The sequence below is a fragment of the Herminiimonas aquatilis genome (assembly GCF_042665175.1).
In the GTDB taxonomy this organism is placed as follows: Bacteria; Pseudomonadota; Gammaproteobacteria; order Burkholderiales; family Burkholderiaceae_D; genus Oxalicibacterium; species Oxalicibacterium aquatilis.
The window spans coordinates 1,839,703-1,864,542 of record NZ_JBHTCC010000001.1; the positions used below are offsets into that span (position 1 = coordinate 1,839,703).

Annotated in this window: 27 protein-coding genes; 13 read left to right on the forward strand and 14 right to left on the reverse strand. The window is 54.3% G+C overall.

The features are described 5' to 3' along the window. Position 1 precedes the first annotated feature (1 nt). From ACFQO0_RS08575 to ACFQO0_RS08585, 3 genes are read right to left on the reverse strand one after another with little or no spacing between them, the layout of a single operon-like run. Positions 2–940 carry an MlaD family protein gene (locus tag ACFQO0_RS08575; protein ID WP_382233659.1) on the reverse strand — a complete coding sequence of 313 codons (939 nt, stop codon included), beginning with the start codon at positions 938–940 and terminating at the stop codon, positions 2–4. 18 nt (positions 941–958) lie between these two features. Continuing rightward, complete coding sequence (locus ACFQO0_RS08580; RefSeq protein ID WP_382233661.1) at positions 959–1,867, reverse strand: ABC transporter ATP-binding protein; 909 nt, start codon at positions 1,865–1,867, stop codon at positions 959–961. Continuing rightward, entirely contained in the window at positions 1,867–2,994 is a 1,128-nt protein-coding gene (locus ACFQO0_RS08585; RefSeq protein WP_382234079.1) for an MlaE family ABC transporter permease, read from the reverse strand. Before ACFQO0_RS08585 ends, ACFQO0_RS08580 begins: the two co-directional genes overlap by 1 nt. A gap of 122 nt (positions 2,995–3,116) precedes the next feature. On the opposite strand from ACFQO0_RS08585, the gene ACFQO0_RS08590 reads away from it, so the two are divergent. The 3 genes from ACFQO0_RS08590 to ACFQO0_RS08600 are packed head-to-tail and all read left to right on the forward strand — an operon-like array spanning position 3,117 to position 5,444. Further along, entirely contained in the window at positions 3,117–3,920 is an 804-nt protein-coding gene (locus ACFQO0_RS08590) for a biotin--[acetyl-CoA-carboxylase] ligase (RefSeq protein WP_382233662.1), read from the forward strand. Between the two features lie 4 nt (positions 3,921–3,924). After that, on the forward strand, positions 3,925–4,704 hold the full coding sequence (locus tag ACFQO0_RS08595) for a type III pantothenate kinase (protein WP_382233663.1): 780 nt from the start codon (positions 3,925–3,927) through the stop codon (positions 4,702–4,704). Continuing rightward, positions 4,698–5,444 (forward strand): SPOR domain-containing protein, encoded by a 747-nt coding sequence (locus tag ACFQO0_RS08600; RefSeq protein ID WP_382233665.1) that lies wholly within the window; start codon positions 4,698–4,700, stop codon positions 5,442–5,444. Before ACFQO0_RS08595 ends, ACFQO0_RS08600 begins: the two co-directional genes overlap by 7 nt. A 52-nt stretch (positions 5,445–5,496) precedes the next feature. Here the strand turns inward: ACFQO0_RS08600 and ACFQO0_RS08605 are convergent, their stop codons facing one another. Beyond that, entirely contained in the window at positions 5,497–5,697 is a 201-nt protein-coding gene (locus tag ACFQO0_RS08605) for a cysteine-rich CWC family protein (protein ID WP_382233667.1), read from the reverse strand. 309 nt (positions 5,698–6,006) lie between these two features. On the opposite strand from ACFQO0_RS08605, the gene argB reads away from it, so the two are divergent. After that, the gene (argB, locus tag ACFQO0_RS08610) at positions 6,007–6,909 is read left to right on the forward strand and encodes an acetylglutamate kinase (RefSeq protein WP_112990725.1); all 903 of its coding nucleotides are present in this window, start codon (positions 6,007–6,009) and stop codon (positions 6,907–6,909) included. Between the two features lie 234 nt (positions 6,910–7,143). Here the strand turns inward: argB and ACFQO0_RS08615 are convergent, their stop codons facing one another. The 3 genes from ACFQO0_RS08615 to ACFQO0_RS08625 form a co-directional block, all read right to left on the reverse strand. Beyond that, positions 7,144–7,788 carry a hypothetical protein gene (locus ACFQO0_RS08615; RefSeq protein WP_382233669.1) on the reverse strand — a complete coding sequence of 215 codons (645 nt, stop codon included), beginning with the start codon at positions 7,786–7,788 and terminating at the stop codon, positions 7,144–7,146. Between the two features lie 100 nt (positions 7,789–7,888). Further along, the gene (locus ACFQO0_RS08620) at positions 7,889–8,485 is read right to left on the reverse strand and encodes a hypothetical protein (RefSeq protein WP_382233671.1); all 597 of its coding nucleotides are present in this window, start codon (positions 8,483–8,485) and stop codon (positions 7,889–7,891) included. 404 nt (positions 8,486–8,889) lie between these two features. Further along, a complete protein-coding gene (locus tag ACFQO0_RS08625) occupies positions 8,890–9,828 on the reverse strand; it encodes a TraB/GumN family protein (protein ID WP_382233673.1) in 939 nt (312 codons plus the stop codon). A 40-nt stretch (positions 9,829–9,868) separates the two neighbouring features. On the opposite strand from ACFQO0_RS08625, the gene ACFQO0_RS08630 reads away from it, so the two are divergent. From ACFQO0_RS08630 to pabB, 3 genes are all read left to right on the forward strand, one after another. Further along, the gene (locus ACFQO0_RS08630) at positions 9,869–10,594 is read left to right on the forward strand and encodes an HAD family hydrolase (RefSeq protein WP_382233675.1); all 726 of its coding nucleotides are present in this window, start codon (positions 9,869–9,871) and stop codon (positions 10,592–10,594) included. 28 nt (positions 10,595–10,622) lie between these two features. Further along, positions 10,623–11,198, forward strand: a complete 576-nt coding sequence (slmA, locus tag ACFQO0_RS08635; RefSeq protein ID WP_382233677.1) for a nucleoid occlusion factor SlmA — start codon at positions 10,623–10,625, stop codon at positions 11,196–11,198. Between the two features lie 104 nt (positions 11,199–11,302). Next, positions 11,303–13,162, forward strand: coding sequence for an aminodeoxychorismate synthase component I (pabB, locus tag ACFQO0_RS08640; protein WP_382233679.1), 1,860 nt, complete (start codon positions 11,303–11,305; stop codon positions 13,160–13,162). A 26-nt stretch (positions 13,163–13,188) separates the two neighbouring features. On the opposite strand, the gene ACFQO0_RS08645 is transcribed toward pabB, so the two are convergent. From ACFQO0_RS08645 to ACFQO0_RS08655, 3 genes are all read right to left on the reverse strand, one after another. Next, positions 13,189–14,475 (reverse strand): sensor histidine kinase, encoded by a 1,287-nt coding sequence (locus tag ACFQO0_RS08645; protein WP_382233681.1) that lies wholly within the window; start codon positions 14,473–14,475, stop codon positions 13,189–13,191. Beyond that, entirely contained in the window at positions 14,468–15,187 is a 720-nt protein-coding gene (locus tag ACFQO0_RS08650; RefSeq protein ID WP_382233683.1) for a response regulator, read from the reverse strand. Before ACFQO0_RS08650 ends, ACFQO0_RS08645 begins: the two co-directional genes overlap by 8 nt. Positions 15,188–15,362: 175 nt before the next feature. Beyond that, positions 15,363–15,983: a Spy/CpxP family protein refolding chaperone gene (locus ACFQO0_RS08655; RefSeq protein WP_382233685.1), complete on the reverse strand. Its 621-nt coding sequence runs from the start codon at positions 15,981–15,983 to the stop codon at positions 15,363–15,365. Positions 15,984–16,295: 312 nt separating this feature from the next. Here ACFQO0_RS08655 and ACFQO0_RS08660 point away from each other — a divergent pair, with 312 nt between their 5' ends. Further along, positions 16,296–17,099 (forward strand): type IV pili methyl-accepting chemotaxis transducer N-terminal domain-containing protein, encoded by an 804-nt coding sequence (locus ACFQO0_RS08660; RefSeq protein ID WP_382233687.1) that lies wholly within the window; start codon positions 16,296–16,298, stop codon positions 17,097–17,099. Positions 17,100–17,190: 91 nt separating this feature from the next. Here the strand turns inward: ACFQO0_RS08660 and ACFQO0_RS08665 are convergent, their stop codons facing one another. From ACFQO0_RS08665 to gpmA, 4 genes are all read right to left on the reverse strand, one after another. Beyond that, complete coding sequence (locus ACFQO0_RS08665) at positions 17,191–17,943, reverse strand: HesA/MoeB/ThiF family protein (RefSeq protein WP_382233689.1); 753 nt, start codon at positions 17,941–17,943, stop codon at positions 17,191–17,193. A gap of 128 nt (positions 17,944–18,071) precedes the next feature. Beyond that, the gene (locus tag ACFQO0_RS08670) at positions 18,072–19,547 is read right to left on the reverse strand and encodes a S41 family peptidase (protein ID WP_382233691.1); all 1,476 of its coding nucleotides are present in this window, start codon (positions 19,545–19,547) and stop codon (positions 18,072–18,074) included. A 2-nt stretch (positions 19,548–19,549) separates the two neighbouring features. Beyond that, complete coding sequence (locus tag ACFQO0_RS08675; RefSeq protein ID WP_382233693.1) at positions 19,550–20,923, reverse strand: murein hydrolase activator EnvC family protein; 1,374 nt, start codon at positions 20,921–20,923, stop codon at positions 19,550–19,552. Positions 20,924–21,015: 92 nt separating this feature from the next. Continuing rightward, complete coding sequence (gpmA, locus tag ACFQO0_RS08680) at positions 21,016–21,762, reverse strand: 2,3-diphosphoglycerate-dependent phosphoglycerate mutase (protein WP_382233695.1); 747 nt, start codon at positions 21,760–21,762, stop codon at positions 21,016–21,018. Positions 21,763–21,868: 106 nt separating this feature from the next. Between gpmA and ACFQO0_RS08685 the strand changes: the two genes are divergently transcribed. The 5 genes from ACFQO0_RS08685 to ACFQO0_RS08705 all read left to right on the forward strand — a co-directional run bounded on the left by ACFQO0_RS08685 (position 21,869) and on the right by ACFQO0_RS08705 (position 24,835). Beyond that, entirely contained in the window at positions 21,869–22,270 is a 402-nt protein-coding gene (locus tag ACFQO0_RS08685) for a rhodanese-like domain-containing protein (RefSeq protein WP_382233697.1), read from the forward strand. Positions 22,271–22,303: 33 nt separating this feature from the next. Continuing rightward, positions 22,304–22,567, forward strand: coding sequence for a glutaredoxin 3 (gene grxC, locus ACFQO0_RS08690; protein WP_382233699.1), 264 nt, complete (start codon positions 22,304–22,306; stop codon positions 22,565–22,567). A gap of 113 nt (positions 22,568–22,680) precedes the next feature. Then, positions 22,681–23,175, forward strand: coding sequence for a protein-export chaperone SecB (secB, locus tag ACFQO0_RS08695; RefSeq protein WP_382233701.1), 495 nt, complete (start codon positions 22,681–22,683; stop codon positions 23,173–23,175). A gap of 80 nt (positions 23,176–23,255) precedes the next feature. After that, positions 23,256–23,705 carry an SH3 domain-containing protein gene (locus ACFQO0_RS08700; protein ID WP_382233703.1) on the forward strand — a complete coding sequence of 150 codons (450 nt, stop codon included), beginning with the start codon at positions 23,256–23,258 and terminating at the stop codon, positions 23,703–23,705. A 134-nt stretch (positions 23,706–23,839) separates the two neighbouring features. Further along, a complete protein-coding gene (locus ACFQO0_RS08705; protein ID WP_382233705.1) occupies positions 23,840–24,835 on the forward strand; it encodes an NAD(P)H-dependent glycerol-3-phosphate dehydrogenase in 996 nt (331 codons plus the stop codon). Positions 24,836–24,840: the final 5 nt, after the last annotated feature.

Sequence of the window (24,840 nt, forward strand, 5' to 3'; positions counted from 1 at the left end):
TTTATTTACCTGCAGGTGCGCTGAAGCCGGTTTCGCCCGGCCCTGGCTGTGCGGGGCTGGTGCCAAACAAGATGCTTTGCGGCTGCTGATTGAGTGTTTCCAGTGTGCGATTGAGCGCGCGCATGGTGGTGCGGGTTTCATCGATCAGCGGCACGACTTCATATTCCACCGTTGATGCAGCCGAGCCGATATTGTCGACTGCGCCGTTGAAGCCGTTCAGTGCGCCATCCGGTCCATTCAAGCGGGTCGTGAATTCATTCAGGTTGCCGGTCAGTCGGGTTGCGTCGTCGGACAATTTATTGAGCGATAGCAGCACCTTATCTGCTTTCAACGTCAATGCCGGCAATTTGCTCAAGGTCGGTTCCAACTGATCCGAGATAGTACCTACCTTCTTGGCCGCGCTGCTGACATCCTTGAAGGCGGCCAGAATATCTTTCTGATTTTCATCCGTTAACAAGGTGTTGATCTTGCCTATCGTGGCCTCGGTTTGCTTGAGTATTTCCAGTCCGCGCATCTGCAAGGTGTCGAGGAAACCAGGACGCAATTCTATGCGTGCCACTTTTTTGCTGGACGATGGCAGCAAGACAGGTTTGCTGCCATCGTCATCGAGTTGTACATAAGCGAGACCGGTCACGCCTTGATAATTGAGCGTGGCAAAGGTGGATTGCGTGATCGGCGTATCTTTTGATACGCTGAAACGGATCAGGATCTGGCCGGGTTTTTGCGGATCGAACAGGACCGCGTCAACCCGACCGACGTCCAGCCCGCGATAGCGCACACCGGCTTGTGGATTGAGTCCAGGCACCGAGAGCGTAGTAGCGATTTCATACGGTACACGTTCTACCCGGTCGCGATTGAACCAGAGTGCGATAAACACGGCAGCGATCAATAAGACGATCGTGAAAATACCGGCCAGCAAGGCATGCGCTTTATTTTCCATAATTGCTTCTCAGATTGTTCAAGGTGCATTGTCCTGACGATGCTGCGGTTGAATTTCCGGGCGCTTTTCCTCCTTGCTTTCCGATTCACTGTCTTGTGCATCGGGCATCGCTTCGATGGCGCGCAAACCACGCTCACCGCGGAAAAACGTTTCGATAAACGGATGCTTGAACTCGACCACGTGAGCCGGTTCGCAATACGCGATGATGTGCTTGTCTGCGAGCACGGCGACGCGCGATGACAGCGCAAAAAGCGTGTCCAGATCATGCGTCACCATCACGACTGTCAAACGCATTTCATCGCGCAAGGTGCGGATCAGGTCGACAAAGCTTTCCGATGCATTCGGGTCCAGTCCTGCGGTCGGCTCGTCGAGAAACAGCAATTCCGGCTCCAGCGCCAGTGCGCGTGCGAGCGCCACCCGCTTGATCATCCCGCCGGATAAATCGGATGGCATCTTTAGCGCATGCTCGGGGCCAATGCCGGCCATGTGCAATTTCAACAGTGCGGCTTCGCGTATCAATTCTTTCGGCAGTACGCGCAATTCACGCATGGGCTGCGCCACGTTGTCGAATACGGTTAATGATGAAAACAGCGCGCCATGCTGGAATAGCATGCCCCAGCGGTTGCGCAGTTTCTGCAGTTCTTGCTGGCTGATCTGGTTGATGTCCTCGCCGAAAATACGCACCGTTCCGCTGGCGGGATGCGTCAGGCCCAGCATCTGCCGCAACAACACTGTCTTGCCTGAACCGGACCCGCCCACCAGAGAAACGATTTCGCCCTGGTTGATAGTCAGGTTCACATTTTCGTGCACCACGACATCGCCGAATTGCGTGCACAGATTTTCAATCTGGATGACAGGCTGCTCGCCTGCATCTGCGGCGGGACAGTCGATCACATTCTCCGGTACATTTGTTGGCGTTTTTTCCATTAAAAACCCACTCCGGTGAAGATGATGGCAAACACTGCATCGGCCAGAATCACGATGGTGATCGCACTCACGACGGAAATGGTGGTGCCTTCACCCAGACTCTCGGTATTCGGTTTAATCCGCAGCCCGAAGTGGCAGGCGACCAAGGCTATCAGGCCGCCGAAGACAACTCCCTTGCCCAAACCTATCCAGTAATTTGCCAGCGGCACGGCATCCGGCAATTCGCGAATAAAGTATTTATACGACAAGCCCAGCTCCAGATTTGCTGCCACCATGCCGCCTATCAACGCCATGGCATCGGTCCACACGACGAGCAAGGGCATGGAAATCGCCAGCGCAATGACCTTGGGCATGATCAAGCGATATCCGTGCGGCAATCCCATCACCAGCATCGCATCCAGCTCTTCGGTTACGCGCATCACGCCGAGCTGCGCCGTGATCGATGAGCCGGACCTGCCAGCCACCAGAATCGCTGCCAGCAAGGGGCCGAGTTCGCGAATCACGCTCATGCCCAGAATATTGACGAGAAACACATCGCCGCCAAACTGATGCAATTGTTGTGCCGACAAATAAGACAACACCACGCCGATTAAAAATCCCACCAGCGCGGTGATCCCCAATGCCTGATAGCCGGTATGGAAAATATTGGCGGAAATTTCTTTCCACGGACCGCGCACAGGATTTTTCGCGAACTGACCGAGATCCAGCGCCAATTGACCGATCAGGCTGACGAAGCCGACCAGATGATCCAGCATCTTGTGCTTGAATTGCAGCAGGGAAGCCGGTGCGTACCAGTATATTTTGGGTGGTTTCTTTAAAGCCAGCGTGCCGGTTTCTTCCAGCCGAAGGAAAAAATCTTCATGCTGCGGTGCCAGTGTTAACTGGGCCGGACGTTTCCTGCCCCATGCATCCCACAGCAATTGCGCGCCTATGTAATCGAGCGCAATCACTTGCGACAGATCCCAGTGCACATGGTCTGCGGCCTTGCACGCCGGACGTAGCGCGGCAGTGATGCTGGTCATGGTATTGCCCTCTGCCAGCGCGCGGACCTGCCAAGCGCCTGCCAGCGTGGCGGTAGCAGGATCGTCCGGTGTATAGCTAAGGGTGGGGGCTGCATCGTTGAGCATGCGGGAAGTGTAAGGGAGAAACGCCCATGCGTCACGTACGGCACCGCACATCCCGCGTATCCATTTGTGGCCTTCGTGCCGGATTGATTCCGTCGGCGTAGTCATCCCGCTACAATGCGCACATGACATTGACTGCCGCATCGCAAAACCTGGCTGCATTGTGCGCACCCGCTGCGCAACATATCGCTATCCGTATCGTCGCCGAGACGGGATCGACTAACGCCGACTTGCTTGCCGCGGTGGCCCACCTCGATGGCCCGACGCTGTTATGGGCCGAATCACAAACTGCGGGCAAAGGCAGGGCCGGCCGCAGCTGGCATTCGGCCGCAGGTGCAACGCTGACATTCTCGCTGGCCTGGAAGTTTGCCTTGCCGGTGCAGGCGCTGGCAGGTTTGTCGCTTCTGGTCGGCGTTGTGGTGGCGGAAACCCTAGCTTCTTTCGGGGTGGATGCGCGCTTGAAATGGCCGAACGATGTGCTCAAGGACGGCGACAAACTGGCCGGCATGCTGATTGAAACGGCGATGGATAAAACAGATCGCTCATCGATCTGGACGGTCATTGGAATCGGTATTAATCTCGCGCAGGCATCGCAATTGAGCGCACAAATCGGGCGCCCGGTAGCACAGGCCCCTGAACTGCTGGAGCAACGCGAACGTGTGATGGCCGCGTTGCTGAATCGATTCAGTATCGCGTTACCGGCATTCGAGCAAAATGGATTCAAGATGTTTGCTGCCTCTTGGAATGCACTGGATGCCTATGCCGGACGCGCGGTGAATATTCTGGATCAGCGAAAAGTTCTATATAGCGGAACAGACATGGGGGTCGACGATAGCGGCCGCCTGTTGCTGGATACCGCACAAGGTCGTATTGCGATAGTCGCTGGCGATGTGTCGCTGCGAATTGCAGAAGAATACAGAGAGGAATAAGACGATGCTGCTATTGGTCGATGCGGGGAATACGCGTATCAAATGGGCGGTGGTCGATAGCGCGCACGCGCAGACGCCGGGTACCTGGCATGCGTCCGGCAGCGTGGCACGCATCGATGTCGCACCACTGGTGCAGGCATGGCGTGATTTCAAGATAGACCGCATCCTGTTATCGAACGTGGCTGGTGCTGCGATGCGTGACGAACTCGAAAAAATAGTGGTGCGCCTGACCGGCATCAAGCCGATCGCGATGGAATGGTTTGCCTCGGTTGCCGCGCTGGCTGGCATACGTAATCAATATTTGAATCCGGCGCAACTTGGCAGCGATCGTTTTGCTGCAGTCATAGGCGCGCATGCCTTGTTCCCGGACCGGCACCTGGTGGTCGCGACTTGCGGTACTGCGACCACGATTGATGCGGTGAACGCAGAGGGTGTATTTGTCGGCGGCATGATTCTGCCCGGGCTCGGTTTGATGGCATCCTCGCTGGCAAAAAACACTGCGCAATTACCCGAAGTTGCCTTGCACGCGAATGCGGCGCAACCGTTTGCCGACCACACCGATGCGGCGATTGTCAGCGGGTGTCTGGCGGCGCAGGCGGGCGCCATCGAACGTGCGGTCGTTGCCCACGCAAACGCCCATCCCAACGACGAGGTTTGCTGTATTCTGGCTGGCGGCGCTGCGGATCTGATCGCACCGCAGTTATCGATTGCCTGCCAGCGCATCGATAATCTGGTCTTGATCGGTTTGCATACTGTGGCAATTCACACTCTACCAACATGCTAAAAATTCTGTTCGGCTTACTGTTAGTAATCAACGGCGGCTTGCTCGCCTATCAGCAGGGCTATCTGGATACATTGTCGCCACCGAGCCGTGAGCCATCCAGGCTGACACAGCAATTGAATGCGGAGAAACTGCAGCTGCTTTCGACGCCGGTGCAGACGGATGCGGACGCCAAGGCCGAGGACGAGGCCAAGCCGGATGCCAAAGCCACAACAGTGCTTGCCGCCGTCGAACCTGAAAAAACCCTGGCGCGCGCAGACAAGATGTCGAATGCGCTGGTCTGTGCCGAGGTCGGCAATTTTGATGCAAGCGAAGCGAAGAAATTCGAAGCGCAACTGGCAGGACTGGCGCTCGGCGAGCGCCTGACGCGCCGCTCCATTCCAGAAAATGTACGACACATGGTGTACATCCCGCCACAGGCCAACAAGGAAGCGGCAGACAAAAAAGCCGGTGAACTCAAGCGCCTGGGGGTGCAGGATTTCTTTGTCATTCAAGACAGTTCTGCAATGCAATGGGGCATCTCGCTGGGCGTATTCAAGTCTGAAGAAGCCGCGCGCAATCAACTGGCAGCACTGAATCAAAAAGGCGTGCGCAGCGCACGCATAGGGACGCAGGCGACAGGGGCGACCAAAGTGGCATTCCAATTGCGTGGACTGGACGCGACGGCCAGGAGCAGTGTCACCAAGATCAAGGAAGATTTCCCCCGGCAGGAACTGCGCGACTGTAGCGCCGACGCAGGATAGCAAGCCGCACTGGCTACATCAGACCATGCACGGAAGTATTAGCGATCTCCGCTCAGCCGCCAGGCTTTGCGCGTGACGTACGCAAGGTCGTCAGACATTGTTCACACATGCAGGTTTTTGCCTGACCGTCCGCATCCACTATCAACTTGGATTTGCTCGCCGTCGGCAAGGCCATGCACCAGCACTGTTGCGCCCAGACGGTATCGATCATCCCGCACGAAAATTCAATCCCGCATTGTGAGCAAAGACTCATTGTCGCTCCTGTCTTAATCCCGCATTCTTATAACGACCTACCGGGCACTTTTCAGCATCAGAGATATTGGCGCGGTGCCGTCACGCGCTTCGCCCGGTAGTGGCGGCAGTGTGGGATGCATCAAAGTGGGGCGCAACAGTCGATATGGATGGCCGATGTTGCGTGAGTGGCAGCTATCGCCCGGAATTTTTGTGCCATTTTGACAATCGCGCAATCCACGCGTGGAAAATTTGTGGAAATCCAGACAAGAGCCGGGAAAACATCCGGCATTCGCTGTAAAATCGCGGTCATCTATTTTCAGGACTTGCCATGACTGACACGAATGCCGATCTTACTGTAGTTTCGCCGCAAATACAGGCGCAAATCCTGGCCGAGGCGCTGCCGTATATCCGCAAATTCCACGGCAAGACCATCGTCGTCAAATACGGCGGCAATGCCATGACGGAAGAACGCCTGAAACACAGCTTCGCGCGCGATGTGATTTTGCTCAAGCTGGTGGGCATGAACCCGGTCGTGGTCCATGGCGGCGGTCCGCAAATCGACAACGCACTGAAGAAAATCGGCAAGCAGGGCACCTTCGTGCAAGGCATGCGCATCACCGATGAAGAAACGATGGAAGTCGTTGAATGGGTGCTGGGCGGCGAAGTGCAGCAGGATATCGTGATGCTGATCAATCACTACGGCGGGCAGGCAGTTGGCTTGACCGGCAAGGATGGCGGCTTGATACGCGCACGCAAAATGAAAATGCCGGACAAGGAAAATCCAGGTCAGTTTATCGACCTCGGTTTTGTCGGTGACATTGATGCGATCAACCCTGCGGTTGTCAAAGCCTTGCAGGACGATGCCTTCATCCCGATTATTTCGCCTATCGGCTTTGGCGATGATGGCCAGGCCTACAACATCAATGCCGACGTGGTGGCAGGCAAGATTGCAGAAATCCTGAAAGCTGAAAAGCTGATCATGATGACCAACATCGCCGGCGTGCAGGACAAGCAGGGCAATCTGCTGACCGATCTGTCAGCGCGCGAAATCGATGAAATGTTTGATGACGGCACGATCTCGGGCGGTATGTTGCCGAAGATTTCTTCCGCGCTCGATGCCGCGAAATCGGGTGTCAATACCGTGCACATTATCGATGGCCGCATTGAACATTCGCTGTTGCTGGAAGTGCTGACTGAACAGGCGTTCGGGACGATGATCCGTTCGCACTAAACAAAATTCACTCATATAAAAGGCGTGCCGACTTGATTGTCGGCACGCCTTTTATATTGGCTGTTGAGTGTTTGCTCAAGATTGAAGTGCATAAATCTTGAGTTGATTCGGCAGGATTGTGTCGGGCCCTGAAGCTGCCATTAAAGCGGTTTCCTGACTAGCTGCAACCGACTCAAGCTGGCCGTTCAGGCTTTTGGGAAGGGCAGTCCCTCTCGACTGCAGGGTTAGGCAAATTCATTGCGCACATTCAGGTAGCTTTATCCGTACAAAGACTGGGTGAGATCCAAAGAAAAGCAAGACCATGAGTGACGTTCTTTTATCTAGATGGACCAGTTTGCATAAAAATGTATCGCCGTTGAAATGATGAAATCGTTCAACAGAGAGTACGGTAAATTCTTTATCATTGGTCATAACGTTTTCTAGTTCAATTTCTGCGTTTTTGTGCAGTATTTCTCCTGATATTCGCCAGTACATGGCGCGGCATATTCGCTGAATGGCCGTTTTGAAGTGATTGAAATCAAAAGTTATCGCAACCATAGGCTTTGGGTCGCCAGAAGGTTGTTGCAAAAGAACATGCTCGGCAGTGCTAAATACTTCTGAGGCTATTCTTTTATTGTGACCGATTGTTCTACTGATGGAATCGACTAGCTCCTCTTGATGATCACGGCTATCTCCGGTTGAAATGCCAATGACAATCTTTAGGTGTTCGTCGTACTTACTTCCCCCTCCATTACATTCCAGGCATGCAGGGACTGTATGGAAGTCGAATTTCGCGGATGTTCTCTCAGATTTTGTGTAGATATTTTTGGGTGGGACATGGTCTCCCTTTCCAGAGAGCGCCGCTTTTTCCCCGCATATCACACACATCGGAACGGACATAGGATTTGCCTATCGTTTGAGATGAGAGGATGTGCCCCGGCAAGCCGGGGCACATCCTCTCGATTGAAGGGTTGGGCGTCACTTTGCTCAAGCTCCTAGCCTAATGGTTTGCCCTAAGGTAAGGCGCGTAGACTTTCTCCATCTGCTTCTGGATCAGCAGTCTTGTGCATCCACCGAGCAGGTTGTACGTTTCCAGAAGTTGGAAGGCATGTGACTTCATTTCTTCGTAGGTAGGGTTCTGCGAGAAAGAGATCAAAGTCTTCTGACGTTCAGAGAGTGTCTTGAACTCTTCAGACGACGTAAGACCTGACATTTGCATGTCATTCAGAAGAACCGTGATTTCTAGCGGAGCATGCTTAGCAACCGAGTGCATGAGACCGCCCATAAGCAACGCAAAGTCTTGACCGTCAGGCGATGAATCACCTGCTCGATAACCTGCTGCATAGCCAATCATGTGGCCGATTTCGGCATTCAGCTTTTCGGTCTGTTGATCAATGTGAAGCAAACGCTCCTTCAAGTGAGAGAAGACACTTTCTCTCGCCTTGAACTGATTTCCTTTGTCCAACTCGAGTAGCTTGGCATTGAGTTGAACCGCGGCGGCCTTGTAGGCCACATACGCCGCGATGCTGGCTGGCCCCAGAATTTTTATCGCCTCAAGCGATACCGTCTGAATGAGATTGATCGTTTCAATGTTCATCGAACTTGCCTTGGTGACGCCCAACGTAATGTATGCCGCAAGACCTGCGGGATAAAAAGACGGTTGAGGTATACATTGACTATGAGAATCCTTGAGATATAGCTTGCCTGCTTGTTTTTCAGCGCTTGTTTAGAAAATTCAGCAGTATAAAAATACTACGAAACCGCGCAGGCATCACGATAGCGGGAGTCGAACCCCCGATCACAAATGCTGCAGCAAGGATAAGTGCAGAACTAACGAAGCGTCAATCAGCGTCGCAAATAGAGATGATGAGACATTCGATGTGGCACGTATCCGATTGGTCGCTTGAATTCAAGGGCGATCTCGGTTCTTCGGGGGGCAATTCATTTTCGCTAAAGGCTGAAGTTAGGGATGCAATGCTCTACGCTAATGCAATCTAAACCTCAATACAATTTCTGCACCTTGTATCCGCGTTGCCGCAACAACTCAGGCACGCCTTTGTCACCGATCAAGTGCAAGGCCCCGACCGCGACAAAACTCTTCTTGTCGGTTTTCAGTAGCGTCTCTATCTTGTTTGCCATATTCGGATTGCGTTCGTCCAGTAGCACGCGCTGCAGGAATTTGGCCGACGTCGATTGCTCGCTTTGCAGCTCTTGCAACGCTGCCTGCAAAGCACGGTTGTCGGCGTGTTGCCAGGCAGTGATCAAGGCCAGTCCTTTCTTGATTGCGCTACCGTCGGCCAGTTGCGCCAGATTCTCCAGCAAGTATTCTTCCTGTTGCGCATCGCTCAGGCCGTTGAATAGCGAGAGTTGATAGTCGGCCGTTTCCAGTTGCTGCACGAGCTTGTTTTCCTTCTTGGCGACCGCAAGAAGATACAGTTCTATTCCCTGTTCGGTCGGGTATCCGGCGCGCGCCATTGCTTGCGCGATCAGCAGATTGGTCACCATCCACGGTTTCATTCTTGCAACGTTGTCGAATGGGGTGCCGGCGACTTGCAAGGCTTGCTTCAATTTTTCCAGACTCGCGTTCGACAGATGCTGGGTGATGCTTTGCCCTTCCGGGTAGATGCCATGTCGCATCACGGATTGCTGCAGCATGGCGGTGTCGCGGATGTCGACTTCCAGCACCAGTTTGTCGGCTGCTGACAAGGCGCGTGTCACTTGCGGTTCGAGTGGGTAGAATGCTGCTTGTCCGACATGGACGGTACCGAACAGATAGCAGGTATTGCCGCGATAGCTGGCGCGGTATAAAACGCCACGCTGCGGCGCTGACGATTTTTGCGCGCTGGTTGCCGGGGTTTTTAGGGCAGTATTGTCCGCATGCGCGGACGAGAAGAACAAACTGAACAGCAGGGTTACGACAAGAACAAAATGACGATGCATGTATATCCTTCTTCTGCGTTGATAGTGCGATCCCTGCATCATGCGTAAGCTGACCTGGTTGTTCGATCTGGACAATACGCTGCATGATGCCTCGCATGCGATTTTCCCGGCAATCAATCTGAATATGAATGCCTTCATCGCGCTGGTGCTGCACAAAGACGGCTTGCCGGCAGATGAGGCGGCAGTGAATGCTGCGCGCATCGCTTACTGGCAGCGCTACGGGGCAACCTTGCTCGGTATGGTAAATCATCATCAGGTCAGGCCTGAAGATTTCTTGCGTGAGGCGCATCGCTTTGATGATCTGGCGACCATGATACGTGCCGAACGCGGTTTGGGAAAAGTGTTGCGCCGTCTTCCCGGACGCAAGATCTTGCTGACCAATGCGCCGCGCCGGTACTCTCGCGACGTATTGCGCCATCTGGGTTTGCATAGGTATTTCGCCAAGCATGTGCCGATAGAGGCGATGCATGTTCATGGTCGCTTGCGGCCCAAGCCATCCAAACAGATGTTGCGCAAACTGCTAGCCCGCGAGCGTATTTCACCGCGTGATTGCGTACTGGTAGAAGATACAGTCGCGCATTTAAAGGGTGCGAAAGAACTCGGTATGAGTACCGCATGGATCACGCAATATCTGGCCAGCGATTCGATTAAAGGCGGCGTGACTGGCACGCACGCAACAGTCGCGCACACAAAACGCCCTATTTATGTCGATGTCAAAGTAAAATCCGTTGGGCAACTATTCAGGACGTTGCACCGACTGCGCTAGTCCGATTGCTTACCTACTTATAAAAAATATGGCAACCACCAAACCAGGCGAACGCAAGCTGCAGATACTACAGACATTGGCGACGATGCTGGAGCAGCCGAAGGGGGAGAAAATCACGACGGCCGCCTTGGCCGCGCGTGTAGAAGTTTCAGAAGCTGCCTTGTATCGGCATTTCGCCAGCAAGGCGCAAATGTTCGAAGGCTTGATCGAGTTCATCGAATCCACCGTGTTTGGCTTGATCAACAAGATCACCGAACAAGAGGACAACGGCTTGTCCCAGGTCCAGGCCATCGTGGGCATGCTGCTCAATTTCGCAGAACGCAATCCCGGCATGACGCGCGTGATGATAGGCGATGCGCTGGTCAATGAGGACGAGCGCTTGCAGGCACGCATGAATCAATTCATTGAGCGTATCGAACTGGCGCTCAAGCAAGCGCTGCGCGTGGCAGCCAGTCAGGGCCAGGCAAACGAAGCCGAAGTTGCGGCACGCGCTAACCTGATTGCGAGTAGCGTGCTCGGCCATTGGCAGCGTTACGCCAAGACCGGCTTCAAGCAAAATCCATCCACTTACGCGCCGGCACAGATCGCGATGCTGCTGGCTTGATATTCGACTCGCCGTCGCTGATCAAAATCGGCGGATGGCGTCTGCAAGCTGTTGCTGCTTGGTCGTACAATAGACGCCTTGCCCAGCATCGCTTGCCCTGACTTATGTCCCTGTTTGTTCCCGCCGATTCATCTTCCGACTGCTACGCTCTGCTCGATGATTGCGATGCCAGTGCGGCAGACGCGCGCTCACGGCTCTATTCTTCGCATTTCGGTACGCTGGTGTGCCGCGCAGCTGATCAATTACCGGCCATGTTGCAGCAGCTGCAGCAGGCTATGCAGCAGGGCCGCTATGCGGTCAGCTTGTTTGCCTATGAGCTTGGGGCGGCCATGCACGGCATTGCACCGCATCAGCTGTCATCACTTGAGATGCCGCCATTAGCGGAAGTGCTGCTGTTCGAGCATTGTGAAAAGCTGTCGGCCGATCAGGTCGGCGCATGGCTGGACGAGCGTGCTGGATCGTCGCCGGCTGGGATCGCCAACCTGCATCCGGATATCAATGAAGAGGCATTCGATAGTGCGCTGACACGGATACACGATTACATCGCTGCCGGCGATACCTATCAGGTCAATTACACCTACCGCTTGCGCTTTGATGCATATGGTTCTGCGCATGCCCTGTATCGCCGTCTGCGCGAACGCCAACCTGTGCCTTATGGCGCGTTGATAGATTTGCCGGACGGTCGCGCTGTCTTGTCCTTATCGCCGGAATTGTTTGTAAGACACGATGACGGCAGGCTGGTCGTGCGGCCCATGAAGGGCACGGCTGCTGCCAGTGGCAATTCGCAGCAAGACGATGCAGCTGCGCGTGCCTTGGCGGCCGATGCAAAAAATCGCGCAGAGAATTTGATGATCGTTGATCTGTTGCGCAATGATCTTGGGCGCATCGCAGAAGTCGGTACGGTAAGCGTCGATAAATTATTCGACGTGCAGCGCTACAGCAGCGTGTTGCAAATGACCTCGACGGTGCATGCGCAAATGCGCAGCGACACCGGATTGCCCGAGGTCTTCGATGCACTGTATCCCTGCGGCTCGATTACCGGTGCCCCGAAACATAGAACGATGCAAATCATTCGCGAGCTGGAAGCGCATCCGCGCGGCATTTACACCGGCGCGATAGGCTGGTTCGATCCGCCGCAGTCCGCGCGCTCACTCGGCAATTTTTGCTTGTCGGTACCTATACGTACCCTGCAACTGCAGGCGCAGGATGCGCAGCAAGTTCGCCGCGGAGAAATGGGCGTGGGTGCGGGGATAGTACATGACAGCGTGGCACAGGCCGAATATGAAGAATGCCGGATCAAGGCAGGCTTTTTGATCGATATGCCGGCCGAATTCGAACTGTTTGAAACGATATATGCAACGCGGGAAAATGGTTGTCGCCATCTCGATCGGCATCTGCAGCGCTTGCGTGCTTCGGCGAACTATTTTGGTTTTGCATTTGATGAAGCCGGGATACGCGCTGTCTTGCAGGACGTATGCGCGCATTTCGAGGCGGGTACGCCGTATCGCCTGCGGTTGGCTTTGCGAGCCGATGGCCTTGCTGCGATTCAAACTGCGTCGCTATCGGCAATGGCCGAACCGGTAAAAATTCTGTTGGCGCAAACAACAACTGACGCAGGCGACATCTTCTTGCGCCACAAGACCACGATCAGAACCGGTTACGACGCCGCATGGCGTGCAGCCGAGCAGCAGGGCGCATTCGATCAATTGTTTTGTAATGAACAAGGGCAGGTGACGGAAGGCGGACGCAGCACGGTTTTTATCAAGAACGATGGCCGCTGGTATACGCCGCCTTTGAGCGCAGGCGTCTTGCCCGGCGTGATGCGCGCAATATTGCTGGAAGATCCTGCGTGGAACGCGGTGGAAAAGACATTGACCTTGAGCGATCTGCGCAATGCAGAAGCGGTCATCGTCTGCAACGCCCTGCGCGGTGTATTGCCGGCCACGATCATCTGGAACAACTAAACAAATGACCGTGGCTGCGTAGAAACTTATGCCGGCAAGGTAACGTTGAAACAGCTGCCGGGTTCGTTACGCGCAACGCAAGCGACATCGCCGCCATGTCGGCGTGCAATTTGTCGTACCAGGCTCAAACCCAGACCGACGCCACCTTCGCGCTCGCTGGCACCTGCTACCCGATAGAAGGGTTCGAAGATTTTTTCACGTTCTGTCGCAGGTACGCCGGGGCCGCCATCGCAGACTTGCAGCAGGATACGATTGCCAGGTGCAGTCGATAGCGTCACATGGATCTCTGTGCCATTGCCGTAGCGTCGCGCATTTTCCAGCAGGTTGCGCACCATGCGCCGCAGCAGCCGTGCATCTCCAGCCAGTTCTATGGCTTGCGCGTCGAGTTGCGCATCGAGGCGTGCACATTCTTCCGCGACCAGCGCAGTCAGATCGATTTTTTCAAATGCTTGTGTCGTGTCAGCAGTTGCATCGAGTCGGCTGGCGAGCAAGATTTCATCGATCAATTGATCGAGTTCGCCGATGTTGCGCTTCAGCTCGCTACGGATTTCCGGTTGCGCTTCGCTACCCATCAATTCGATCGCCATGCGTATGCGTGCCAACGGTGAACGTAATTCGTGCGAGGCATTTGCCAGCAAGGCTTTTTGCGCATCAACCAGCGCTTCAATGCGCGCGGCGGAACGGTTGAAGCTGGTGGCGAGGCGCCCGACTTCATCCTGCCCCTCGACGGCAATGCGTGTCGATAACTGACCCGCACCCAGCGCCTCGACGCTGGTTTGCAGACGTTCCAACCTGCGCGTCAAACGCCGCACAATTGGGTAGGAACCTATGCCCATCGCCAAGCCGATCAAGACCAGCGTGGTGAAAAAACTGAAAGGCGGTTTGCGCCGCCCCGGATGCTGGCCGACCAGCCAGCGATCATCCGGCAATTTGACGGCAAAGACAGGTGGCCCGCCACCCATCCAGCCGCTGGTGGTTTGTGTTTCATCGAGCGGTGGCAGTTCGCGCCCGGCGGATGCAATTTTTTCCCGTTTGGCCGAGTACAGCGTCAAATCTGCACGCATGCGCGATTGCCAGCGCGCGAGTGCCTGTTGCTGCTCTTTGTTACTTGCTTCAGGTGGCGGCAATACGTCGGAAGCAATCGCCGCAAATGATTCAAGGCTGGGGCCGATCTGGCGTGAATCGGCATTCATGCGCCACGCAGCGGCAAACAGCAGACCGGCCACAGTCAGGCTGATCAGCATCGCCAGATAAATGCGCACATAAAGCCGGTGTGACCAGCTGAAGCGCGCGCGTGTTGCCTGTTCAGACATCCTGCGCCTTTGCAAATACATAGCCGGCGCCGCGTACGGTGATGATGCGCTTGGGCTGTTTGGGGTCATCTTCAATTGCTGCGCGCAAGCGGCCGATGTGGACGTCGATCGATCGATCGAATGCTTCCAGCGGTTCGCCTTTGACGGCATCCATCAATTGCTCGCGCGATAAAACACGTCCGGCCCTGTCTGCCATCGCTGCCAGCAGATTGAATTGATAGGCGGTCACTGGCTTGTCTTGCTCGTCGAGTCGAATCACGCGTGCATCCAGATCGATTTCCAGACGGCCAAAACGCAGCACGCGCTCGGCGCTAGTGGCAACGCCTTGCTGGCGACGCAATACGGCACGCAATCTTGCCAGCAATTCGCGCGGTTCAAACGGTTTGGGAATGTAATCATCAGCGCCGAGTTCCAGCCCGACCACACGATCCATGGGATCGCCTTTGGCGGTCAGCATGACGATGGGCATGGAACCTGTGGGTTGCGGCTGTGCGCGTATTTGCCGACAGACATCCAGTCCGTCGGCATCCGGCAGCATCAGGTCGAGCAGCACGATGGAGAACGCTTGCGTGGCATCGGCTTGCTGCAGTTGATGCAAGCCATCCTTGGCCGTCGCACTGTGCTGCACGTCGAAACCGTTCTGGTTAAGGTAAGTGGCGACCATGCTGGCGAGGCGCTGGTCGTCTTCTATCATGAGTAGTCGTAGAGTCATCTTGTTAGTGTAATTCCATTTCGCAATCAAAGCGGTAATCGTGTTGCCAGTTCCAGCAGTATGCGTGTGCTTCGCTTGCGGAATGGAATAATGTGCAGGTCACTAAAAAAGAGAAGTAATTGCGCCAGCATGACCGATCCTCCGGTCATGCTGGCGCTTTCATCTTAGCTCTGGCTTATGGTTTTGCTGCTGGTTCTGCAGCGCGTCCTTCGCCTTTGCCATGGTGTTGACCGTGGCGTGGTCCATGACTGTCACGACCGAAGCGATGGCCGCGCTTGCCCAGTTCTTCCACCGCTTTCACACGTTGTGCAGGTGTCAGCACGTCGGCTGCATCGGCAAACGCTTTGGTGACTCGACGTGAACGCTGGTCAGCCAGTTGTTGCTGTGTTTGGCGGACTTGTTCCAGCGCATTGCGATCGATTGTTGGCTGGGCCAGCAATTTCATGCCTTGTGCACGCGCTTCACGACTTTTTTCCTGTATCGGGCGCAGGTCAGTGAAGGCGGCTTTGGCAATGGTATCAAGTTTGGTTTTTTGCTCCGCCGTTGCATCTGGGACCAAGCGTTTCAGCATATGCTGCATGCGTTTTTCTGCACGGGCAGGATCCATTTTTCCGTGCGGCCCGAACTGATGTTCTGCCTGCGGCTTTTTCGGTGCCTGGACTTCTTGCGCATAGCTGACGCCGACGATGGAAAGAGCGCTGACAAGAGCAGCACCTGCGGTGATCATGATCATGCGGCGACCGTGACCTGTATTTTTAAGTTGTGCCGATACCGTGCTTGGGATTTGCTTGTTCATTCAAAACTCCTTTGTGTATCAAATGGAGCCTGCTGTGCTTTGCAGGCATGGTGCTACTTTAGTGGCGCTCTGTTGAGACCATGCGAGCGAGCGGTAAAGTTATGTAAAGGGATTCGACCGTCGTTGTTGGTGCAGGGGCTTGTCGGCGCGAGCGTGATCGCGCACCAATTTGGCGATGTGCAGAGCGTGCGGGGCTGAGTGCGCATGGGTTGGCGGGGTGTGGCTGGCACATCTTTTGCACTCAGGAATCTATGCCGGTCCTGCCTCGTGCCGCCATTTGACTCTAGCCCTCAATATAATAAGGAATAAAAAATGAACAGGCGTCACTTCCTCCAAGCCAGCCTGGTTGCCAGCGGGAGTTTGCTGGTAATTCCCTATGGCTATGCCGATGGCCCTATCACGCACATTAATGACGCCATCAACAAATCGGGTCGCCAGCGCATGCTGTCGCAGCGTGTGGCGAAAAGTTATCTGCAAATGGGCCAGTCCATTGATTTGCAGCGATCGAAAAAAATCTTCAGCGCCTCAATCGCTCTGTTTGAACGGCAGTTGTACGAGCTGGAAGCGTTCGCGCCCACGTCTGACAACAAGGGCACGCTGAACGATTTGAGGAAAACATGGGCCGCTTACAAAACCGTCCTCGTCGGCAAGGTGCCGAATCGTCAGGATGCGAAAGAGATGATGGTGATCAATGAGGAAGTGCTGACCCTGGCGCACGCGTCCACTGTGCAACTGGAAAGATTCTCGGGTTCGGTGGCGGCGCGACTGGTGAATATTTCCGGACGCCAGCGCATGTTGTCGCAACGCATGGCGAAGTTTTATCAGGCGATCAACTGGGGCGTGGCATCGTCTGATGGCTTGATCAACCTGGCCAAGGCACGCGATGAATTTTTGCTGGCGATGACGGAATTAAGCAACTCGCCGAAAAATACGCCGGCCATCAATGCGGAAATGACACTGGCGCAGCAGCAATGGTTTTTCTTCGATCAAGCCTTGAAGAGCAGCGCCGATAGTGTGGAAGCCAAGGTGCGCTTTGCGACCAATGTTGCGACGACTAGCGAGCGGATTCTGGAAGCGATGGATAGAATTACCGGAATGTACGAGCAACTGAGCTAAGCATGCAGCCAGTACCACGTCGAGCAGCTGCGCTGCACACGTGGCAGCCGTGTCGCAGTATTTTTGCGGCGCTCAGTTTGCCAAGGATGACTTAGTGTGCATGTCCGCAGACGCTACAGCTGGCATTGCGCGCGAACTTGATGCTGCTCCATTCCATGGTCCGGGCATCTAGCAATAACAGGCGACCGGTCAGCGATTCGCCTATCGCTGCAATGATCTTCAAGGCTTCTGCGGCTTGCATGCTGCCGATGATGCCGACCAGTGGCGCGAATACGCCCATGGTGCCGCAATTCACTTCTTCGAACTGCTGATCTTCCGGGAACAGGCAGGAATAGCATGGCGCGTTTTCATCGCGCTTGTCGAACACACTGATCTGGCCATCGAACTTGATTGCAGCACCGGAAACCAGCGGCACGCGATTGGCAACACAGGCGCGATTGACTGCATGCCGTGTGGCGAAATTGTCGCTGCAATCCAATACCACCGATGCACTCTGCACCAGTTCATTCAGGCGCGCACCCGACACACGTTCTTTCAGCGCGACGATCTTGATGGTCGGATTGATTTCAGTCAGTGTCTGTTGTCCCGATAACACCTTGGCCTGACCGACCCGTTGCGTGGTGTGCAGAATCTGGCGCTGAAGATTGGTCAGATCCACGGTGTCATCGTCGACTAGCGTGATGGTGCCGACACCGGCGGAAGCGAGATAAAACGCCGCAGGAGACCCTAGGCCGCCCGTGCCTATGATCAAGACATGCGCTGCCAACAGCTTTTCCTGGCCTTCGATATCGAGTTCATCGAGCAGGATGTGGCGCGAATAACGCAGTAATTGTTGGTCGTTCATAAGGTATCCGTGTGGGCGCGTATTCAATATCGCATGAGTGCCGCATCATTCGCTGGGTGCACATGAGAAAAATTGTGCCGCAATCAAAAAAGCCGCATCGCTGCGGCCTTTTTGGCGAATGCTGAAGACTATTTCTTGTCGTCGGTTTTCGGTTCTGTTTTTGATTCTGTTTTTGGCTGGTTGATACCAGGTTCTTTCTTCACTTCGACTTTTGCTTTCGAAAGAATCACAGGCAAACCTTTCAAGTGATTCAGCGCTTGCGCCAACTGGAAGTCGTCTTTGCTGCCGAACTCCAGTGGTTTGCGTTTTTTCTCCAGCGCAGCGATGCGTTGTTCTTCTTCCAGCTCATCAACTGCAGGACGGGCTTCAGCTTCTTTGTCCTTGTCGTTGGTCAAATGCTTTTGCAAATCGGCTTCACGCAGGCGCAAGCTATTCAAGCCATCGCCATCTGCAGTTTCATCGACCATCAGATCCGGTACGATACCTTTGGCTTGAATCGAGCGGCCGCTAGGCGTGTAGTAACGCGCGGTCGTCAACTTGACAGCGGTATCAGCGGAAAGTTGACGTATGGTTTGTACCGAGCCCTTGCCGAAAGTTTGCGTGCCCATGATGGTGGCGCGCTTGTAATCCTGCAATGCGCCAGCCACGATTTCAGAGGCTGAAGCGGAGCCGGAGTTAACCAATACGACCATAGGGATTTTCTTGATCGCATCAGGCAGTTTCGCCAGTGGGTCGCCGACTGCGCGTGCCGCATAGAATTCGCGACGTGCGTAGAAGCTCGCTTTGGAATCCGGTAATTGACCATTGGTCGATGTGATGACCACATCTTTCGGCAGGAAGGCTGCGGAGACACCGATTGCGCCTGGCAAGACACCGCCCGGATCGTTACGCAAGTCGAGCACCAGACCTTTCATGTTTGGTTCCTGTGCGTACAAGGCAGCGATTTTCTTCGCCATGTCGTCCACTGTAGGTTCCTGGAATTGCGCGACGCGCAACCATGCATAACCTGGTTCGACAATCTTGGCCTTCACGCTTTGCACACGGATTTCCTGACGCGTGATGGTGGTAACGATAGGCTTGTCTTCGTCTTTGCGAGCAATTGTCAGCGTGATCTTGGTATTTGGTTCGCCGCGCATTTTCTTGACGGCTTCGTCCAGCGTCATGCCTTTGACAGGAGTGGAGTCAAGGCGCGTGATCAAATCACCCGCCTTGATGCCGGCGCGATAAGCAGGCGAATCCTCGATCGGCGAAATGACTTTGACGTAGCCGTCTTCCATGCCGACTTCGATGCCGAGTCCGACAAACTTGCCTTGCGTACCTTCACGCAATTCCTTGAATGCTTTTTTATCCAGATAGGCGGAGTGCGGATCCAGTGACGACACCATGCCGGAAATCGCTTCCGTCAGTAATTTCTTGTCTTCGACCGGTTCAACGTAATCCGATTTGATGAGTCCGAATACATCAGCCAGCTGGCGCAATTCCTCGATAGGCAATGGATTGCCGGCACTTTTCTGTGCCATTGCATCCAGTTGCGTGCCCATACCGATCGCGCCGGCAACCATGCCTAAACCGATCAATCCGATATTCTTGAGTTTCGTTCCCATGTTCACCTAATAGTTACCCAACTGAGCGGGTCAAACGCGCGACCTTGGTGTCGCATTTCAAAGTATAAACCTGATTGTTCATTGCCGCCGCTATTACCTGTGCTGGCAATTACGTCGCCGGCTTTGACGACATCGCCGGCGTGTTTTAAAACGGATTGATTATTGCCGTAAATCGTCATGTACTGGCTGCCATGATCAACAATGATCAAATTGCCAAAACCGCGTAGCCATTCTGCAAACACTACGCGGCCCTGCGCCACCGCTTTGACTTCCGTGCCTTCATCAGCTCGTATGAACAAGCCTTTCCAGGTTGGGCCATCGCCACGTTTGCCGCCGAATTTGGCAGTCACGTCGCCGCGTATAGGCAGATGCAACTTGCCACGCAATGCGGCGAAAACACCATCTTGGACGCTGGCATCAGGAGTCAGTTCATTTCTGGCGAGGGCTCGCGTCGGTTTTTCTTGCGCTGGCGGTTCATCGTCTTCAATCGCATTCGGGTTGTTAATCTTGCCACTAGAAGCCTTGTCATTCTGTGCGCTGCGCTTTTTTGCCTGCGCCAAACGCTTTTCACGCTCTTCGCGTTCACGTGCTGCGCGTTCCTGCTTGCGCTTTTCCGCAGCGGCCGCTTCTGCCTTGCGTTGTTCCTGAATCAATATCGCAAGTTGGTCCACCAGGCTGGAAAGTCGCTTTTCATTGCGTTCGATATTGCCGACTTCCTTGCGCTGTGCGACCAGCTTGGTCGATAACTGCGCGAGCAAGCTGGCACGCTGTGCTTTTTCCTTTTGCAGAATCGCATGCTGTTCGCGTGCCTCGCCAGCAATTTCGTCGAGTTCATCCTTGGCGTTTTGTACATGGGCCTGGTTGTCTGCTATTGCCTGCAGGTTGGCACGCAAGGATTCGATCAGCGTCGCTTGCGCGCGCGAAACGTAGCCCATGTATTGCAGTTCGCGATTGATGCGATTTGGATTGTCGCCTGAGAGCAGCAGCTTGATACGATCTTCATTGCCGGCGATATATTGCTCGCGTAGCAGTTTGGCCAGCTGGTTTTGCTGAGTTTCTACAATTTTCTTCAGCGCAGCCTGCTGGCTGGATAGATCTTTCAGTTTGGCTTCGGTTTTTTGCTGTTCATCGGCAAGGTCGCGCAAATTGCGTTGTGCGTCCGAGATTGCTTCTTCCGATTTGGCCAGGGCGTCTGCGGCGGAGCTCTTTGCTGTCTCTGTCTTGTCGATGCTGCGTTTGAGTGTTGTCAGTTTTTGCCGCAAATCGGCGCGTTCGCTCTCGGCGATAACTTTCTGCTTGCTGCGGTCGGTAGTTTTTTGCGCATGCGCGTTGGCATATACGCCTGCGCATAACGCGAACACAACACACGAAGTCATTAAGCGCATACCCGTCAATCGTTGCTTATGTTGAGCGACCGGTATGTGCGTAGTGCATCTGAAGGAAGAGAGAAGCGAAATTGGCACGGAATTTATGCGACTTGCCCGTGGCTGGCGGCTGCCTTGACGGCGGCTTCCAGCGACGCCTGATCGCCCAGGTAGTAATGGCGTATCGGTTTCAGGTTCTCATCCAGTTCATAGACGATAGGACGACCGTTTGGAATGCTGAGGGAAACGATATCCTGATCACTGATGCCGTCGAGAATTTTGATCAGCGCACGCAAGCTGTTGCCATGCGCCGAGATGATGATTTGTTTGCCGGCGCGTATCGATGGCACGATGGTGTCATTCCAATAAGGCTCTACGCGCAGCAAGGTATCTTTCAGGCATTCGCCCAAGGGAATCTGTTCGCGTTTCAAAGCGGCATAGCGCGGATCGTTGTACATCGTGCGCGGATCGTCTTCCGCCAGCGGTTTGGGCGGGATGTCATAGCTGCGACGCCATTGCAGAACCTGGTCGGCGCCATACTGCTTGGCCGTTTCTGCCTTGTTCATGCCTTGCAGGGCGCCGTAGTGACGTTCGTTCAGGTGCCAGTCGCAGACGACGGGTATCCACATCAGATCCATCTCGTCGAGCGTGATCCAGAGCGTGCGTATCGCACGCTTCAATACTGACGAATAAGCAAGATCGAAGGTGAATCCTGCTTCGCGCAGCAGTTTGCCGGCGTGCTTTGCTTCAGCGCAACCTTTTTCAGTCAAATCGACATCGGCCCAGCCGGTAAAGCGATTATCGAGGTTCCATGTGGACTCGCCGTGGCGCATCAATACGATTTTGTACATGGTTCTAATAGGTAAGTAATGGTTTTTTGATGCAAAATGCCGAATCCGAATTGTATTCGGTCTTCTATTTTATAATGCGAACATTCTTTCTATTCATTGGAACACTGTGAAATTCATCATTGATAACATTTTTCTGATCGGCATCGTGCTGGTATCGGGCGGCGCATTGGTCATGCACACACTACAACGCGCTGGCGCAAAAGTTACGCCCTTACAGGCAACCCAGATCATTAATCAAGGGAAAACCCTGATTCTCGATGTCAGAAACGCAGATGAATTTGCTGCCGGTCATATCCGTGACGCGAAAAATATTCCATTGAAAGAATTGAAAGCACGTATCAGTGAGCTGGAAAAATTCAAGGCCCGCCCTGTGATTGTTGTGTGTGCCAAGGGATTGAAATCGGCAAAAGCAACCGCACAACTGAAAAAAGAGGGCTATCCCGAAGCCGCTAGTTTACTCGGTGGCCTGGATGCATGGCAATCTCAAGGCTTGCCTGTTACCAAGTAAGCATTCAGTAATTTGAGCTTAAGAAGGAAAATTATGACTGCGCATGTGACGATGTATAGCACTGGCGTTTGCCCGTATTGCACGATGGCGGAACGTTTGTTGACTGCCAAAGGGATTGCCAATATTGAAAAAATCCGCATCGACCTCGATCCCGCCCAACGGGTGGCGATGATGGAGAAGACCGGTCGCCGCACCGTGCCGCAGATTTATGTCGGTGATACGCATGTGGGTGGCTTCGATGATTTGAATGCGCTGGAACGCGCGGGCAAACTGGATGCATTATTGCAGGCGGCCTGACGTGTTTGGCTCGATACGAGTCGACGATGCGTTAATCTGTATTCAAACAAATTAAGCGGTAACTGTTCGGAGGGCTGATCGCCCTCCATTTTTAATCTGACTGAAAGTGCTTCATGGCTGACGAAAATCTGCAACCTGTATTCCAGATCCAACGTGTTTACCTGAAAGATCTGTCGCTGGAACAACCTAATTCGCCGGCAATTTTCCTCGAGCAAGAGTCTCCTGAAATTGAAGTGGCAGTTGATGTCGGTGCAGAGCAAATCGCTGATGGTATTTTTGAGTCGACTGTAACAATTACCGTCACCGCAAAGATCAAGGACAAGATCGCATTCCTGGTCGAAGGCAAGCAAGCCGGCATTTTCGAAGCACGTAATATCCCTGATGAGCAGCTCGATCCCTTGATCGGCATCGGTTGCCCAAGCACGATTTATCCCTACTTGCGCGCGAATATCGCCGACGCGATCACCCGTGCCGGCTTCCCGCCTGTGCATCTGACGGAAATCAATTTCGAAGTGTTCTATCAGCAACGCCTGGCAGCAATCGCGCAGCAGCAGACTGAAAGCAGCTCTGGCATCGTGATGGCAGACGGTTCGGTAGCAAAGCATTAATTGATATTTTTACCGCGCGCCGTGAAGTTTGACTAAGCATGGCGCGCAGCATTTTTCGATAATGTGTTGAAGGTAATCGCATGAAATGGTCTTTCCCGGCTTGTGCAACATTGCTGATATCGATGCTGGCAACAGCGCCGGCACAGGCGGCCGAATATAAATCTGTGGGTGCTAATCCTGCTATTTTGTATAACGCACCGTCTGAGCGTGGCCGCGCAATGTTCATTGCGCCGCGCGGTATGCCGGTGGAAATCATTTTTACGCAAAATGGCTGGAGCAAAGTGCGTGATGCGACGGGCGATTTATCCTGGATTGACGCAGCCGCATTGACGTCAAAACGGAATGTCATTGTCACGGTGGCCAATCTGAAGCTGCATATCACGCCCGAAGAAAACGCTGGCGTCGTAACGACAGTGGATAAGGGCGTATTGCTGGAATGGCTGGCGCCGCCTGCCGCAGGCTGGGTCAAGCTGAGGCACAAAGACGGACCCGTCGGCTTCGCAAAAACTGCGGAAGTGTGGGGCGAGTAGGCCAAATAATCGCTGTCCGAAACAATTGCGCTGTTGCCAAACAGAGGTTTTCCTGAGCTGCCACTCGGCCATGATCGTGGCATGATCGGCATCCTCATTCTTCGATACTTAATCTACTTAAGCAAATTCACTGCATGAATATCACAATATTAGGCGCAGGCGCATGGGGTACGGCTTTGGCGATGTCGCTGGCTGATAGGCATGCGGTTGTGTTGTGGGGACGCGATGCGGCGGCGATGCAGGAAGCGGAGCGGCGGCGTGAGAATGCGCCCTATCTGCCGGGTTTTCGTTTTCCGGATAGCCTCGTCGTAAGTGCGGATTTCGCGGCTGCCATCGCGCATGTCGCCTCGGATGGATTGTTGCTGGTGGCGACATCGTTGGCAGGTTTGCGTCCGCTGGCCGAGCAACTGAAGGCGCATGCCATTCCGAATATTGTCTGGTTGTGCAAAGGCTTTGAGGCCGATACGCATTTGCTGCCGCATCAAATCGTGCGCCAGGTTTTAGGCAGTGATATTCCGGCAGGTGCTTTGTCCGGCCCTTCCTTTGCACAGGAAGTCGCGCAAGGTTTGCCGTGTGCGCTGGCGATTGCATCGGATAACTCAGCATTGCGTGAACTGGTCGTCGCTGCCGTGCACGGGCCTAGTATCCGTATCTATTCGACCGATGATTTGATCGGGGTGGAAGTAGGCGGTGCGGTAAAGAATATTCTGGCGATTGCGACCGGCATTATTGATGGTCTCAAGCTGGGTTTGAATGCGCGTGCGGCATTGATTACACGTGGGCTGGTTGAGATCACGCGCTTTGGCGTTGCGCTTGGCGGGCGGGCCGAAACCTTCATGGGTTTGGCCGGCATGGGTGATTTAATTTTGACTTGCACCGGCGACTTGTCACGCAACCGTAAGGTGGGGCTGGGTTTGGCGCAAGGTAAAAAGCTGGAGCAGATCGTGACCGAGTTGGGTCACGTCGCGGAAGGCGTGCGTTGCGCGCAGGCCGTGCGTGCGCTGGCGCATCAACACGGTATAGACATGCCGATTACCAATGCGGTGGCGGCAGTCTTGTTTGATGGCGATTCGCCAAGGGATATGGTGGGCAGACTGCTGGCGCGCGATGCGCGGAATGAAAGCGCCTGATTCTG

What these genes read in the sequence shown, in the direction of transcription:
- secB (WP_382233701.1), top strand. Translation starts at nt 22,681, where the DNA reads ATGGCTGACGAAAATCTGCAACCTGTATTCCAGATCCAACGTGTTTAC.
- gpmA (WP_382233695.1), bottom strand. Translation starts at nt 21,762, where the DNA reads ATGTACAAAATCGTATTGATGCGCCACGGCGAGTCCACATGGAACCTC.
- ACFQO0_RS08655 (WP_382233685.1), bottom strand. Translation starts at nt 15,983, where the DNA reads ATGAACAAGCAAATCCCAAGCACGGTATCGGCACAACTTAAAAATACA.
- ACFQO0_RS08630 (WP_382233675.1), top strand. Translation starts at nt 9,869, where the DNA reads ATGCGTAAGCTGACCTGGTTGTTCGATCTGGACAATACGCTGCATGAT.
- ACFQO0_RS08600 (WP_382233665.1), top strand. Translation starts at nt 4,698, where the DNA reads ATGCTAAAAATTCTGTTCGGCTTACTGTTAGTAATCAACGGCGGCTTG.
- ACFQO0_RS08580 (WP_382233661.1), bottom strand. Translation starts at nt 1,867, where the DNA reads ATGGAAAAAACGCCAACAAATGTACCGGAGAATGTGATCGACTGTCCC.
- ACFQO0_RS08595 (WP_382233663.1), top strand. Translation starts at nt 3,925, where the DNA reads ATGCTGCTATTGGTCGATGCGGGGAATACGCGTATCAAATGGGCGGTG.
- ACFQO0_RS08575 (WP_382233659.1), bottom strand. Translation starts at nt 940, where the DNA reads ATGGAAAATAAAGCGCATGCCTTGCTGGCCGGTATTTTCACGATCGTC.
- ACFQO0_RS08675 (WP_382233693.1), bottom strand. Translation starts at nt 20,923, where the DNA reads ATGACTTCGTGTGTTGTGTTCGCGTTATGCGCAGGCGTATATGCCAAC.
- ACFQO0_RS08620 (WP_382233671.1), bottom strand. Translation starts at nt 8,485, where the DNA reads ATGAACATTGAAACGATCAATCTCATTCAGACGGTATCGCTTGAGGCG.
- ACFQO0_RS08625 (WP_382233673.1), bottom strand. Translation starts at nt 9,828, where the DNA reads ATGCATCGTCATTTTGTTCTTGTCGTAACCCTGCTGTTCAGTTTGTTC.
- grxC (WP_382233699.1), top strand. Translation starts at nt 22,304, where the DNA reads ATGACTGCGCATGTGACGATGTATAGCACTGGCGTTTGCCCGTATTGC.
- ACFQO0_RS08645 (WP_382233681.1), bottom strand. Translation starts at nt 14,475, where the DNA reads ATGTCTGAACAGGCAACACGCGCGCGCTTCAGCTGGTCACACCGGCTT.
- ACFQO0_RS08650 (WP_382233683.1), bottom strand. Translation starts at nt 15,187, where the DNA reads ATGACTCTACGACTACTCATGATAGAAGACGACCAGCGCCTCGCCAGC.
- ACFQO0_RS08670 (WP_382233691.1), bottom strand. Translation starts at nt 19,547, where the DNA reads ATGGGAACGAAACTCAAGAATATCGGATTGATCGGTTTAGGCATGGTT.
- argB (WP_112990725.1), top strand. Translation starts at nt 6,007, where the DNA reads ATGACTGACACGAATGCCGATCTTACTGTAGTTTCGCCGCAAATACAG.
- ACFQO0_RS08590 (WP_382233662.1), top strand. Translation starts at nt 3,117, where the DNA reads ATGACATTGACTGCCGCATCGCAAAACCTGGCTGCATTGTGCGCACCC.
- ACFQO0_RS08615 (WP_382233669.1), bottom strand. Translation starts at nt 7,788, where the DNA reads ATGTCCGTTCCGATGTGTGTGATATGCGGGGAAAAAGCGGCGCTCTCT.
- ACFQO0_RS08665 (WP_382233689.1), bottom strand. Translation starts at nt 17,943, where the DNA reads ATGAACGACCAACAATTACTGCGTTATTCGCGCCACATCCTGCTCGAT.
- ACFQO0_RS08660 (WP_382233687.1), top strand. Translation starts at nt 16,296, where the DNA reads ATGAACAGGCGTCACTTCCTCCAAGCCAGCCTGGTTGCCAGCGGGAGT.
- ACFQO0_RS08700 (WP_382233703.1), top strand. Translation starts at nt 23,256, where the DNA reads ATGAAATGGTCTTTCCCGGCTTGTGCAACATTGCTGATATCGATGCTG.
- pabB (WP_382233679.1), top strand. Translation starts at nt 11,303, where the DNA reads ATGTCCCTGTTTGTTCCCGCCGATTCATCTTCCGACTGCTACGCTCTG.
- ACFQO0_RS08605 (WP_382233667.1), bottom strand. Translation starts at nt 5,697, where the DNA reads ATGAGTCTTTGCTCACAATGCGGGATTGAATTTTCGTGCGGGATGATC.
- ACFQO0_RS08705 (WP_382233705.1), top strand. Translation starts at nt 23,840, where the DNA reads ATGAATATCACAATATTAGGCGCAGGCGCATGGGGTACGGCTTTGGCG.
- ACFQO0_RS08585 (WP_382234079.1), bottom strand. Translation starts at nt 2,994, where the DNA reads ATGCTCAACGATGCAGCCCCCACCCTTAGCTATACACCGGACGATCCT.
- slmA (WP_382233677.1), top strand. Translation starts at nt 10,623, where the DNA reads ATGGCAACCACCAAACCAGGCGAACGCAAGCTGCAGATACTACAGACA.